We start from the raw sequence: 14,030 nt of genomic DNA, 5'->3' as shown, positions 1-14,030 counted from the left end.
CGAAAGGGGGAAGATCGGGATGGGGGACAAACGGCTCTGAATCAATGCAAACGGCGCGCGTCGATAATATCCGGCACCTGATTAAGGCGTGCCAGCACGCGGCCAAGCACTTGTTGGTTATAGATCTCAATATCCATATCAATGGTCGCCAGCTGCTTTTTGGTGTCACTGCGGCTGGAGACGCCGAGCACATTGACCTTCTCGTTTGCCAGAATGGTGGTGATATCGCGTAGCAGGCCGCTACGATCGTTGGCGGTAACACGTACCACCAGCGAATAACCGCTGGAATAATCCTCGCCCCACACCGCATCAACGATACGTTCCGGTGCGTGCGAAATCAGCTCGGTTAACTGGTCGCAGTCGGCGCGGTGAATCGAAATGCCGCGCCCCTGAGTGATGAAGCCCACGATATCGTCGCCAGGAATCGGCTGGCAGCAGCGGGCGATGTGGTGCAGCAGATTGCCCACGCCTTCCACCACCACGCGACCGCTCTCTTTGCGCGCGGACGGCGCATGTGACTTCTGCGTCAGCAGGCGCAGCGCCTCGCGATCTTCCTCTTCGGCGCTCGGCTTGTTGAGCTTGCCCTGCAGGAAATTCACCATCTGATTGAGGCGAATATCGCCGCCGCCAATCATCGCCAGTAGCTCATCCTGCGAACTGACGTTATAGCGCGGCAGCAGCAGTTTTTCCGCTTCGCGCATGCTGATATCCATCTGATTTAGCTCGCTTTCGAGGATCTGACGGCCAGCAATGATATTTTTGTCACGATCCTGTTTGCGGAACCAGGCGTGAATTTTCGAGCGTCCGCGGCTGGTGGTGATATAGCCGAGGTTCGGGTTCAGCCAGTCGCGGCTTGGGTTTGGCTGTTTCTGGGTGATCACTTCAATCTGATCGCCCATCTGCAACTGATAGGTAAACGGCACGATGCGCCCGCTGATTTTGGCGCCAATGCAGCGGTGGCCGATATCGCTGTGAATATGGTAGGCGAAGTCGAGCGGCGTTGATCCCGCCGGCAGATCGACCACGTCACCTTTCGGGGTAAACACATACACGCGGTCGTCGAATACCTGGCTGCGCACCTCTTCCAGCATCTCGCCGGAATCAGCCATCTCTTCCTGCCAGCTAATCAGCTTACGCAGCCAGGCGATGCGCCCTTCATGTCCCGCCGCGCCGCGCGCATTGCTGGAGGTTGGACCTTCTTTGTACTTCCAGTGTGCGGCGACGCCCAGCTCGGCATCTTCATGCATCTGGCGCGTACGAATCTGGATTTCCACCGTTTTGCCCTGCGGACCCAGCACCACGGTATGAATCGATTGATAGCCGTTAGGCTTAGGATTGGCAACGTAGTCGTCAAACTCACTCGGCAGATGGCGAAACAGCGTATGCACCGTACCAAGTGCGCCGTAGCAATCCTGCAGACGTTCCGCCACGATACGCACCGCGCGCACGTCAAACAGCTCATCGAACGCTAATGACTTCTTCTGCATCTTGCGCCAGATGCTGTAGATGTGTTTCGGACGGCCATACACTTCAGCACGCACGCCCTCTTTCTGCATCTCGGCACGCAGGTTGGCAACGAAGCTTTCAATATAGCCTTCGCGGTCAATACGGCGTTCATGCAGCAGCTTAGCAATGCGTTTGTATTCATCGGGATGCAGATAGCGGAAGCAGTAATCTTCCAGCTCCCATTTGAGCTGGCCGATACCCAAGCGGTTGGCCAGCGGCGCGTAGATATTGGTGCTCTCTTTCGCCGCGAGCACGCGCTCATCTTCTGGCGCGTCTTTCATTTCACGCAGATGGGCGATACGTTCCGCCAGCTTGATAACCACGCAGCGGAAATCTTCCACCATCGCCAGCAGCATACGGCGCACGTTATCCACCTGCTCGGAGGCCATCGAATCGTTGTGAATCGCTTTCAGCTGGCGAATGGCATCCATGTCGCGCACGCCGTGCACCAACATCACAATCTCTTTGCCAAAGGCTTTTTCGAGATCCTCTTCGCTCACCACATCGGCGTTGGCGAGCGGGAACAGCAGCGCCGCGCGCAGGCTGTCAATGTCCATGCTGAGCATGGTGAGAATTTCCACCATCTCAATACCGCGCCACAGCAGCAGAGCTTGATCAGGATGGTTGTGCGTTTCGGCTTCACAGTAGCGCCACGCATCCGCCAGTCGCTGACAGGATTGCGGATTGTTGATACTCAAACTGGCGATCCACTGGTCGAGGGCAAATTCGCCCGCCGTATTTAAATGCGCACTTCTAACCGCAACCATATCCTCTCCTGCCACAGCGATGTGGACATCGCTTATGCTTTGCTAAACAGCACCATGGATTCGAGATGACTGGTATGGGGAAACATATCCAGCATCGCGACCCTTTCCAAATGGTAGCCCGCTGACAGCAATGTCTGACTGTCACGCGCCAGCGTTGTAGGGTTACAGGAAACATAGACCACACGTTGCGGCGCAAGTTTAACCACATGCGCCATTACGCCCGCGGCCCCAGCACGCGCTGGATCCAGTAACACCTTGTTAAATCCCTGCGTCGCCCACGGCTGACGCGATACATCTTCCTCCAGGTTATGCTGGAAAAAGCGAACATTCTTGAGATTAGTCTGCTCAGCATTATACGCTGCCTGCTGCACTAATGCTGCAACGCCCTCCACACCTACAACATTTTGTACGAACTTTCCTAATGGCAAGGTAAAGTTTCCCATGCCGCAGAACAAATCCAGCACACGATCCTCTGGCTGCAAATCCAGCCATTCAATGGCTTTGGCGACCATCTGCTGATTCACACCATCGTTGACCTGAATAAAATTCTGCGGGCTAAAGGATAGCGGCAAATTCAACGAGTGATAAAAAGGTTCGCGCGCATTCAACGCCTGCAAACTTTCACTGCCATCAGCCAGATAGAGCGACAGTTGCTGCTCATGCGAAAAGCGTTCCAGTTTTGCGCGGTCGCCGGCAGATAATGCATCAAGATGACGCAGCACCATCAGCGGGCCATTATCCGCCAGCACCAATTCTACGTGGCCTAACCGTTTAACTGCCTGTAAATCGCTGAGGCACTGGTGCAGCGGCTGCAGCAACGCTTCAAGTTCGGGCACCAAAACCGGGCATTGCTTCAGTTCAACCAGATCGTTGCTGGCGGCCTGACGGAACCCCATTTGCAAACGCTGCTGTTTTGGCTGCCACTGCAATCCTAAACGCGCCCGGCGACGATAACCCCACGCGCTGCCGCTGATGATCTCATCGACCTTCACCGGCAGCGGCGCTTCGCGGCTTAACATGCGGCTCAAGGCGCGCGCTTTACTCTCCTGCTGCAAAGCCACCGAGGCATGTTGCTGCTGGCAGCCGCCGCACACGCCAAAATGGACGCAGCGCGGTGTTTCCCGCTGTGGGCTGGGATTAATGATCTTGTTGGCTTTGGCGCGTGCGTATTTGCTTTTATCCTCGAACACCGTCACTTCCGCCTGTTCACCGGGCAGCGCACCGCTAACAAACATCGCCTTGCCTTTATGGCGCGCAACACCTTGTCCGAAAGGATCGAGGTCTTCAATGGTGACGGATATGCGAGCCTTCGTCGTCACACGCTGTTTTGCGGAGTAAAATTGCGCCATAGTATTGTGAAATCTCTACGTTAATTGGGTGTGCAGCTATTAACCGTGCTCGCACAGGGAAAAAATGCCAGGAGTCGCCAGGCCACAATTATGACCAAATACAGCCTGCGGGCGCGAATGATGATTTTGATACTGGCACCAACGCTGATGATTGGTCTGCTGCTCAGTACCTTCTTTGTGGTGCACCGCTACAACGAATTACAGCATCAGGTGCACGACGCGGGAGCGAACATCATCGAACCGCTGGCGGTCTCTAGTGAATACGGCATGACGTGGCACAACCGCGATGCGATTCGCGAGTTAGTCAGTCTGCTGCATCGCCGCCACTCCGATATTGTCCGTGCCATCACCATTTTCGACAACAACAATCACGTCTACGTCACCTCGAATAACAATCAGAATCTGGCGCTGCTGCAAAAAGAGGACATCTCCACGCTGGAAGATGGCGTCTCGGTGGAGCGGCAAGGCACGATTATGATTCTGCGCACGCCGATTATCTCTGAACGCTATTCGGTGGATGAGCTGCCGGGCGAAGATGCCAAACCAGCCGGGAATCCGCTGGGTTATGTGGCGATCGAACTGGATCTGCAATCAGTGCGGCTGGAGCAGTACAAAGAAGTATTTGTCGCCACACTGCTGCTGCTGTTTTGCCTGTGCATCGCCATGCTGTTTGCCTATCGCCTGATGCGCGACGTCACCGGTCCCATTCGCAATATGGTTACCACCGTGGACCGCATTCGTCGTGGCCAGCTGGACAGCCGCGTCGATGGCTACATGCTGGGCGAGCTGAGCATTCTGAAAAACGGCATCAACGCCATGGCGATGTCGCTCACCGCCTATCACGAAGAGATGCAGCAGAACATCGATCAGGCGACTTACGATCTGCGTGAAACGCTGGAGCAGCTGGAGATTCAGAACGTGGAGCTGGATCTGGCGAAGAAGCGCGCGCAGGAAGCGGCGCGTATCAAATCGGAGTTCCTCGCCAACATGTCGCATGAGCTGCGTACGCCGCTGAACGGCGTAATTGGCTTTACCCGTCAGATGCTAAAAACCGGGCTGAGCACCAACCAGCGCGACTACATGAGCACCATCGAGCGTTCGGCGAATAACCTGCTGAGCATCATTAATGACGTGCTCGATTTCTCGAAACTGGAAGCCGGCAAGCTGGTGCTGGAGTCGATCCCGTTCCCGCTGCGCGCCACGCTGGATGAAACGCTGGTGCTGCTGGCGCCGTCCGCCCATGACAAAGGGCTGGAAATTACCGTGTGCCTGGAAAAACAGGTGCCGGATAATGTGATTGGCGATCCGCTGCGCCTGCAGCAGATCATGATTAACCTGATTGGTAACGCGATTAAATTCACCGAGCACGGTCATATCGATTTGCGCGTTGAGCTGCGCAGCATCGACAATACGCGCGTCGAGCTGGAGATTCAGGTGCATGACACCGGCATCGGTATCTCTGAACAGCAGCAGTCGCAGCTATTCCAGGCGTTTCGTCAGGCCGATGCCAGCATTACGCGCCGTCATGGCGGCACCGGTTTAGGGTTGGTTATCACGCAGAAACTGGTGAGCGAAATGGGCGGCGAAATTGCCTTCCACAGCCGCCCGAATCAGGGTTCGACCTTCTGGGTGCACGTTCATCTCGATCTCAATCCCAATGCGCCAGCCATTCCGCGCATGTTGGACGATTTGCGCGCCACGCCGCTGGCGTATATCGAGCCACATCCAGCGGTGGCGAAAGCGGTGCAGGAGATGCTAAGCATCACGCCGCTGCAGGTGCAGCACTTCTCCAGCCTGGAAGAGATGCCCGAGACGCACTTCCCGCTGCTGCTGATGGGTTTGCCGGTCACCGAGCCGCATCCTGCGACGTTGCCGGATGCATTGATTAAACGTCTGCATGCGCGTGCCGACTCGGTGCTGCTGGCGCTGCCGAGTGAAATGATGCTGTTTGCCGATGACTTACGGGCGCGCGGCATTGCCGGGTGTATCGCCAAACCGGTTTCGTTGACGCGCTTGCTGCCGATGCTGCTGGACTTACATGACTGGCAAAGCGATGCGCTGCCGCGCGGCGCACGTCAGCCGCTGACGGTAATGGCGGTGGATGACAATCCCGCCAACCTGAAACTGATTGGCGCGCTGCTGGAGGAGCAGGTGCAGCACATCATTCTGTGTGATAACGCCGAGCAGGCGATTCGTCAGGCGCGCCTGCACAAGCTGGACGTGATTCTGATGGACATTCAGATGCCGGATATCGATGGCATCCGCGCCAGCGAAATCATCCGCACCCTGCCGCTGCACGCCACCACACCGATTGTCGCCGTTACTGCGCATGCGATGGACGGCGAACGTGCGCAGCTCATCAACGCTGGCATGAATGACTATCTGGCGAAGCCGATTGATGAGGACAAACTGAGCCAACTGCTGCAGCGTTACGCGCCGAACCGGGTCATGCCACAGCCGCAACAGCCACATGTGGCGCCGTCACTGGACTGGACGCTGGCGCTACGTCAGGCCGCCAATAAACCCGATTTAGCCCGCGATTTGCTGCAAATGCTGCTCGATTTCCTGCCGGAAGTGGAAGAGCGCGTAGAGAGTGCCATGGCGAGCAATGATGTGGTGGGATTGCGCGAGATTATCCACAAGCTGCACGGCAGCGCCAGCTACAGCGGCGTGCCGCGCCTGAAGCAGCTGTGTCAGCAGCTGGAGAAGAGTTTGCATCAGGAGAGCGATATCGACGCGCTGGAGCCGGAGCTGCTGGAGTTGAGCGATGAGATGGCGAACGTGGCGCGTGAAGCGAGGAAATTGTTGGCGTTGGGTTAGTGCGGTGCGATTTTCCCCTCACCCCAGCCCTCTCCCGCAAGCGGGCGAGGGAGTTGCCCTGAGCATGCTGAAGTTACGTGCAAACTTATTCCATCGCTCCGATCGGTTCCCTCCCCCTCTGGGAGAGGATTAGGGTGAGGGAAAACTATCTCCCTTTCCCAAGCTTTATCACCGCCGCCACATTGCGCGCCGTCAGGCGCACGTTCTGCGCCGCGTTGGCCAGCGCGTCATCCAATGAGCAGATGCTAAACAGCACGCTGAACACCGCATCCAGCCCATGTTGGTGCACCACGCCGACATCCGCGGTTAAACTTCCGGCAATGCCAATCACCGGTTTATTAAACTGCTTCGCGACCTTTGCCACACCAATCGGCACCTTGCCGTTAATGCTTTGACTATCAATGCGCCCTTCGCCGGTAATCACCAGATCGGCATCTTTCACCTGCTCGGCCAGGCCCAAGGCTTCAGTGACAATCTCAATGCCGCTGCGTAACTCGGCCTGACAAAACGCATGCAGCGCCGCGCCCATGCCGCCCGCCGCGCCGCCACCATCAATGTGTAAAACATCAATATCCAGATCGCGATGAATCAGGGTGGCGTAATGTTCCAGTGCTTTGTCCAGCTGCTGCACCAGTTCCGGCGTCGCGCCTTTCTGCGGACCGAAGATCGCCGAAGCGCCCTTATCACCGGTGAGCGGATTGCTGACATCGCAGGCGACTTCAAAGCGACACTGCTTAATACGCGTATCCAGCTGTTCGATATCGATGCGCGCCAGCTGCGGTAATGCGCCGCCGCCGTGGGCGATTTGCTTGCCGTGCTCATCCAGCAGTTGTGCGCCCAGCGCCTGCATCATGCCGGAACCGCCATCATTGGTGGCGCTGCCGCCAATGCCGATAATGAAGTGATCGACACCGCGATCGAGCGCATCTTTGATCAGCTCGCCGGTGCCGAACGAGGTGGTAATCAGCGGATCGCGCTGTGCCGCGGGCACTAACTCCAGCCCGCTGGCTGCCGCCATTTCGATAAATGCGGTACGCTCATCACCTGACAAACCGTAGAACGCCTCCACTGGCTTGCCGAGCGGTCCAGTAACCGTCAGCCGGACAATGTTTCCCTGCGTTGCCGCCACCATCGCTTCAACCGTGCCTTCACCACCGTCGGCAACCGGTATTTTCACGTACTCAGCTTCGGGAAAGATCTCGCGGAATCCCGCTTCAATCGCCGAAGCCACTTCCAGGGCGGATAAACTCTCTTTATATGAATCCGGTGCGATGACAATTTTCATAGGCAATCCAGCGCGGTTGATGACGGACATCCGTCCTGCGAAGGCAGCGAGCCGCCCGACATCCGTAGACGCCGGACGATTGCACTACCGGGTGATCTCAACTTTCGCTAATTTTTCATAATAGCAGGCCAGCGCGCTATGGTCGGAAGTGCCCTGTCCATCCACTTTCAGCGCCTGCATCATCTCCATCACTGCGGCAGTCAGCGGCAGATGCGCACCGATCTCGTGCGAGGTATCCAGCGCATTGGCCAGATCTTTGATATGCAGATCGATGCGGAAGCCCGGTTTGAAGTTACGATCCAGCACCATCGGCGCTTTGGCATCCAGCACGGTGCTGCCTGCCAGACCACCACGAATCGCCTGATAAACCAGCTCAGGATTAACGCCCGCTTTGGTCGCCAGCGACAGCGCTTCTGACATCGCCGCGATGTTAAGCGCCACAATCACCTGATTTGCCAGCTTAGTCACATTCCCCGCGCCAATGTCACCGGTGTGGACCACCGAACCCGCCATCGCTTTCATGATGTCGTAGCACTGATCAAACACCGCTTTATCGCCGCCCACCATCACCGACAGCGTGCCTTCAATCGCTTTCGGCTCGCCGCCGCTGACTGGCGCATCGAGCATTTTGATGCCTTTCACCGCCAGCGCATCATGCACTTCGCGGCTGGCCAACGGCGCAATGGAACTCATGTCGATAACAATCAGGCCCGGCTTCGCGCCTTCGATGATGCCGTTAGCACCGAGGCACACCTCTTTAACCTGTGGCGAGTTCGGTACCATGGTGATCAACACATCCACCTGTTCAGCCACCTCTTTTGGCGTCTTCGCCACGATGGCGCCCAGCTCCACCAGCTCTGCTTCGTTACTAACATTATGGTCGCGCACCACCAGCGAATAACCGGCTTTCACCAGGTTTTTACTCATCGGTTTGCCCATGATGCCGAGGCCGATAAATCCAATTTTCATTGCCTTTCCTCTCAGTCAGTTATTTTTTAAATTTGTCACACAGCGCCTGCGTGGCGTTACGGAACACACCCAGATCGCTGCCTACCGCCACAAAGCTGGCGCCCCACTCCAGATAGCGGCGCGCATCGGCTTCCACCGGCGCCAGAATGCCACTCGGTTTCCCCGCTGCTTTGGCGCGTTGGAAGACGTGTTTAATCACTTTCAATACTTCGGGATGCGCAGGCTGGCCCAGATAGCCGAGCGCGGCCGAGAGATCGCCCGGCCCAACGAAGATGCCATCAACACCTTCCACCGCGGCGATAGCATCGATGTTGTCCACCGCCTGTTGCGTTTCGATCTGCACCAGCACCGTGATGTTGTCGTTAATGGTGCTGTTGTAATCCGGCAGCGTGCCGTACATGTTGCTGCGGTGTGAAACCGACACACCGCGAATGCCCGCCGGTGGATAGCGAGTTGATGCCACCGCGCGAATCGCTTCTTCCTCGGTTTCCACAAATGGCACCAGGAAGTTGTAGAAGCCGATATCCAGCAAGCGCTTGATGATGATCGGTTCGTTGCACGGCGGACGCACCACCGGCGCGCTGTGGCTACCCTTCAGTGCCATTAGCTGCGGCACAAAGGTGGTGATGTCATTAGGCGCGTGTTCGCCATCCAGCACCAGCCAGTCAAAGCCCGCCAGGCCCAGCACTTCAGTGGTAAGAGGATTAGCCAGCGCGCACCAGCTGCCAATCAGGGTTTCTCCTGCCAGCAAACGGCGACGAAAAGGGTTCGGCCAGGCATTGCTCATTGTCTTCACTCCTGTCGGTTACAGCAGGCTCCCGCGCGGGGAGCCGGAAAAGTTAGCGCACCAGGCACGGACGCTTGTTATCAAAGGTCCAGTTCGGTACGAGGAACTGCATGGCTTGCGCATCGTCGCGCGCGCCTAAACCGTGTTTCTGATACAGCGCGTTGGCCTGCATCACCTGATCCATATCCAGCTCGACGCCGAGACCCGGTTTTTGCGGCACCTGCACCATGCCGCCTTTAATCTGGAACGGCTCTTTGGTCAGGCGCTGATTGCCTTCCTGCCAAATCCAATGCGTATCGATGGCGGTAATCGCACCTGGTGCGGCGGCGGCAACGTGGGTAAACATCGCCAGTGAAATGTCGAAGTGGTTGTTAGAGTGCGAGCCCCACGTCAGGCCGAAGTCGTGACACATCTGCGCCACGCGTACCGAACCCTGCATCGTCCAGAAGTGCGGATCGGCCAACGGGATATCGACCGACTGCAGCGACAGCGTGTGGCCCATTTGACGCCAGTCGGTGGCGATCATATTGGTGGCGGTCGGCATGCCGGTGGCGCGGCGGAATTCCGCCATCACTTCGCGACCGGAATAGCCCTGCTCAGCACCGCACGGATCTTCCGCATAGGCCAGCACACCTTTCAGTTGCTTACCGAGCAGAATCGCCTCGTTGAGCGACCAGGCGCCGTTAGGATCAAGCGTCACGCGCGCCTGCGGGAAGCGCTTCGCCAGCGCCGTCACCGCTTCGGCCTCTTCGCCACCGCGCAGCACGCCGCCTTTCAGTTTGAAATCGTTAAAGCCATATTTTTCATAGGCCGCTTCCGCCAGGCGCACCACCGTATCCGGCGTCAGCGCTTCTTCGTGGCGCAGGCGATACCAATCACATTTGTCATTTTCCTGGCTCTGATACGGCAGCGAGGTTTTCTTGCGATCGCCGACATAGAACAGATAGCCGAGCATTTCTACCCGGTCGCGCTGCTGACCATCGCCGAGCAACGAGGCGACGTTCACGCCTAAATGCTGTCCCAGCAGATCGAGCAGCGCCGCTTCGATGCCAGTAACCACGTGAATGGTGGTACGCAAATCAAAGGTTTGGTTGCCGCGTCCGCTGGAATCGCGGTCGGCAAAGGTGCTGCGCACCAGGTTAAGGATGTTCTTGTATTCGCCAACGGTTTTCTGCACCACCAGCGCCGCCGCATCCTCCAGCGTCTGACGAATTTTTTCGCCGCCCGGAATCTCACCCACGCCGGTGTGTCCGGCATTGTCTTTAATGATGACGATGTTGCGGGTAAAGAACGGCGAATGCGCGCCACTCAGGTTAAGCAACATGCTGTCGTGACCGGCCACCGGAATGACCTGCAGCGATGTTATTTTCGGTGTCTGACTCATTTCCTGCTCCTTAAACTTAGCCGCGACCAAAGGCTGGACGCTTGCGGTCGAATGACCAATTGGGAACCAGATACTGCATCGCGGTGGCGTCATTACGTGCGCCCGCCGGCAGTGATTTGTACAACGCGTTGGCCTGATGCAGGCGATCCCAATCCAGCTCGACGCCGAGGCCCGGCTTATCCGGCACGGCGATTTTGCCGTTGCGGATCTGCAGCGGCTCTTTGGTCAGGCGCTGATCGCCCTCCTGCCAAATCCAGTGCGTATCAATCGCGGTGGGGTTACCCGGCGCAGCAGCGCCAACGTGGGTGAACATCGCCAGTGAAATATCGAAGTGGTTATTGGAGTGACAGCCCCACGTCAGCCCCCGGTCATCACACAGCTGCGCCACGCGCACTGCGCCGCTCAGCGTCCAGAAGTGCGGATCGGCCAGCGGGATATCGACGGCATTGAGCATCACCGCGTGGTTCATCTCGCGCCAGTTGGTGGCGATCATGTTGGTGGCGACCGGCAACCCCGTCGCACGGCGGAATTCGGCCATCACTTCGCGGCCGGAATAGCCCTGCTCGGCACCGCACGGATCTTCGGCGTAGGTCAGCACATCGCCCATGCCTTTACACAAGCGAATGGCTTCATCCAGCGTCCAGGCACCGTTGGGATCGACGGTGATGCGCGCATCGGGGAAGCGTTTTTTTAGCGCCGCCGCCGACTCAATCTCCTGCTCGCCCGGCAGCACGCCGCCTTTGAGTTTGAAATCTTTGAAGCCATATTTGTCCTGCGCCGCTTCCGCCAGACGCACCACAGATTCCGGCGTCAGCGCCTCCTGATGACGCAAGTGATACCAGTCGTGGCTGGCGTTTTCGCCGGTCAGATACGGCAAATCGGTTTTGCGACGATCGCCGAGATAGAACAGATAGCCGAGCACCGTGACCTCATCGCGCTGCTGGCCCGGACCGAGCAGTTCCGCCACCGGCACGCCGAGACATTGGCCGAGTAAATCCAGTAGCGCCGCTTCCAGCGCGGCCACCGCATTGACGCGCAGTTCGAAGGTCCACGCGCCCTTGCCGAAGGTATCGAAATCCGCCGACTGATTGCCTTTGTGCACCTGCTGCACCAGACGATTCATGCGGGCAACCTGCTGACCTTTTACCTGCGGAATCGCCTCAACCAGCGTTTGGTAGATGGTTTCACCGCCCGGCGCTTCACCGACGCCGGTGTGTCCCGCGCTATCCGTGAGCACCACGATATTGCGGGTGAAGCAGGCGCTGTGCGCGCCACCGATGTTGAGCAACATGCTGTCGTAACCGGCAACCGGAATCACCTGCATATCGGTGATGACCGGCGTGCTTTGCGTAGTCATATTCCGTCCTTATGGCCTGGTTTTCAGTTCAACGCGTTTGATATCGCCGGCAATCACCAGGAAACTAAATGCGGCGACAAAGGCATGGATACCGACATAAATCAGCGCGCCCTCGAAGGATCCGCTGGTGGCGATGATGTAACCGATGGCAATTGGCGTGACGATGCCGGAGAAGTTACCGAACATGTTGAACAAGCCGCCGCTCAAACCGCTGATCTCTTTCGGGGCGGTATCTGCCATCACTGCCCAACCCAGCGCACCAATGCCTTTGCCGAAGAATGCCAGCGCCATAAAGAACACCACCACCCATTCGGTGTCGGTGTAGTTACACATCACCATCGAGATGGAGAGCAGCATACCGAGCACAATGGGCGTTTTACGCGCGATGTTCAGCGAACCGGTTTTACGCATCAGGTAATCAGAAATCACGCCGCCCAATACGCCGCCGAGGAAGCCACACACCGCAGGGATCGAAGCAATAAAGCCGGCCTTCAGAATCGACATGCCGCGCGCCTGCACCAGATACACCGGGAACCAGGTAATAAAGAAGTAGGTTAAGGCGTTGACGCAGTATTGGCCGAGATAGATGCCCAGCATCATGCGTGAGGTTAGTAGCTGTTTGATCTGGAACCACTTCTCGCTCCAGCTCACTTTGCGGTCATCCTTTTTGACGTCCATGTTGATCAGCGCACCGCCCTGCTCCATGTACTCCAGCTCGGCTTTATTAACGCCCGGATGATCGGTGGGATCGTGGATCACTTTCAGCCAGATAAAGCTGAGGATGATGCCCAATCCGCCCATGAACCAGAACACGTGCGCCCAGCCCACTTCGGAGACCAGCCAACCCATGATCGGCGCGAAGATTACCGTAGCGAAGTATTGCGCCGAGTTAAAGATTGCGACGGCGGTGCCGCGCTCCTGCGCCGGGAACCAGGCCGCAACAATGCGGCTGTTGCCGGGAAAGGATGGCGCTTCAGCCAGGCCGACCAGGAAGCGCAACAGGAACAGCGAAATGATAATGCCAAAACCGCTGAACAGATCGACGAAGCCTTGCAGCAAGGTAAACAGCGACCAGAGGAAGATGCTCCAGAAGTAGACACGTTTCGAGCCGAAGCGGTCGAGCAGCCAGCCGCCCGGAATTTGCCCAATCACGTACGCCCAGGAAAAGGCGGAGAAGATATAGCCCAGGCCGACCGAATCAAGGCCGATCTCTTTGGACATCGCCGAACCGGCAATCGAAATGGTTGCGCGGTCACCGTAGTTGAACGAGGTGACGATAAATAACATCACCACAATCCAGTAACGGGCATTGGTGCGCTTTTGCACCGCTTCCGCTGTCTGGCTGAAACTATTCATGATGCACTCCTGAAATATAGCGAACGCTACATCCACTCTGACTGCATACACATCGCGTTGGGTATCAGAATGAAGTCGGGTTAAACACGGCGATTTTTATATTTGGCAATACGATGATGCGTCGTGACGAATAACCTAACGTTGAAGAACGAGAATCAGTATAGGAACAGCCTGGCGGCGAAACACTGGAAGAACGCATGAGGATTAGGGTTGAAAGAGAATGATTTTATGGCATCTGCACATAACGCTGCGGCGTGGCTCACGGAACGCTTTTTTGCTCCCTGATTTTGCCTGGTTAACGTACAGGATAACGGCAGTTTGTGAGTCCCTTCACTTGTGTTTGGATAAACGAACCAAATTCCCCTGATAAATCTCCTTAAAGCCAGTCAGTTGCACAATGCATACGGCAAATACCCCTGCATATACTGAGGCTGGCAAAAAACGATGACG

At 57.0% G+C, this 14,030-nt stretch carries 9 protein-coding genes; 1 reads left to right on the top strand and 8 read right to left on the bottom strand.

Features of this window, described 5'->3' with window-relative positions; genetic code table 11:
• Nucleotides 1–41 precede the first annotated feature (41 nt).
• The gene (gene relA / locus KVT28_RS17405) at nucleotides 42–2,273 is read right to left on the bottom strand and encodes a GTP diphosphokinase (protein WP_101762592.1); all 2,232 of its coding nucleotides are present in this window, start codon (nucleotides 2,271–2,273) and stop codon (nucleotides 42–44) included.
• A gap of 32 nt (nucleotides 2,274–2,305) precedes the next feature.
• Nucleotides 2,306–3,622 carry a 23S rRNA (uracil(1939)-C(5))-methyltransferase RlmD gene (rlmD, locus tag KVT28_RS17400; RefSeq protein ID WP_101762591.1) on the bottom strand — a complete coding sequence of 439 codons (1,317 nt, stop codon included), beginning with the start codon at nucleotides 3,620–3,622 and terminating at the stop codon, nucleotides 2,306–2,308.
• Nucleotides 3,623–3,712: 90 nt separating this feature from the next.
• Here rlmD and barA point away from each other — a divergent pair, with 90 nt between their 5' ends.
• Nucleotides 3,713–6,442: a two-component sensor histidine kinase BarA gene (barA, locus tag KVT28_RS17395; protein WP_217549476.1), complete on the top strand. Its 2,730-nt coding sequence runs from the start codon at nucleotides 3,713–3,715 to the stop codon at nucleotides 6,440–6,442.
• Between the two features lie 145 nt (nucleotides 6,443–6,587).
• Here barA and KVT28_RS17390 read toward each other — a convergent pair whose 3' ends face one another.
• From KVT28_RS17390 to KVT28_RS17365, 6 genes are all read right to left on the bottom strand, one after another.
• On the bottom strand, nucleotides 6,588–7,727 hold the full coding sequence (locus KVT28_RS17390) for a glycerate kinase (protein WP_217549474.1): 1,140 nt from the start codon (nucleotides 7,725–7,727) through the stop codon (nucleotides 6,588–6,590).
• A gap of 84 nt (nucleotides 7,728–7,811) precedes the next feature.
• On the bottom strand, nucleotides 7,812–8,696 hold the full coding sequence (garR, locus tag KVT28_RS17385; protein WP_217549472.1) for a 2-hydroxy-3-oxopropionate reductase: 885 nt from the start codon (nucleotides 8,694–8,696) through the stop codon (nucleotides 7,812–7,814).
• A 19-nt stretch (nucleotides 8,697–8,715) separates the two neighbouring features.
• Nucleotides 8,716–9,483: a 2-dehydro-3-deoxyglucarate aldolase gene (garL, locus tag KVT28_RS17380; protein WP_217549470.1), complete on the bottom strand. Its 768-nt coding sequence runs from the start codon at nucleotides 9,481–9,483 to the stop codon at nucleotides 8,716–8,718.
• Between the two features lie 52 nt (nucleotides 9,484–9,535).
• A complete protein-coding gene (gene gudD, locus KVT28_RS17375) occupies nucleotides 9,536–10,867 on the bottom strand; it encodes a glucarate dehydratase (protein ID WP_110868303.1) in 1,332 nt (443 codons plus the stop codon).
• A gap of 16 nt (nucleotides 10,868–10,883) precedes the next feature.
• The gene (locus tag KVT28_RS17370; protein WP_217549468.1) at nucleotides 10,884–12,224 is read right to left on the bottom strand and encodes a glucarate dehydratase family protein; all 1,341 of its coding nucleotides are present in this window, start codon (nucleotides 12,222–12,224) and stop codon (nucleotides 10,884–10,886) included.
• Nucleotides 12,225–12,233: 9 nt separating this feature from the next.
• Nucleotides 12,234–13,580, bottom strand: a complete 1,347-nt coding sequence (locus tag KVT28_RS17365) for an MFS transporter (RefSeq protein ID WP_101762584.1) — start codon at nucleotides 13,578–13,580, stop codon at nucleotides 12,234–12,236.
• Between the last annotated feature and the right edge of the window lie 450 nt (nucleotides 13,581–14,030).

Origin of the sequence: Pantoea sp. GbtcB22, from assembly GCF_019091025.1 — a bacterium.
Classification (GTDB): domain Bacteria; phylum Pseudomonadota; class Gammaproteobacteria; order Enterobacterales; family Enterobacteriaceae; genus Pantoea; species Pantoea leporis.
This window is presented reverse-complemented; position numbering and strand designations above follow the sequence as displayed.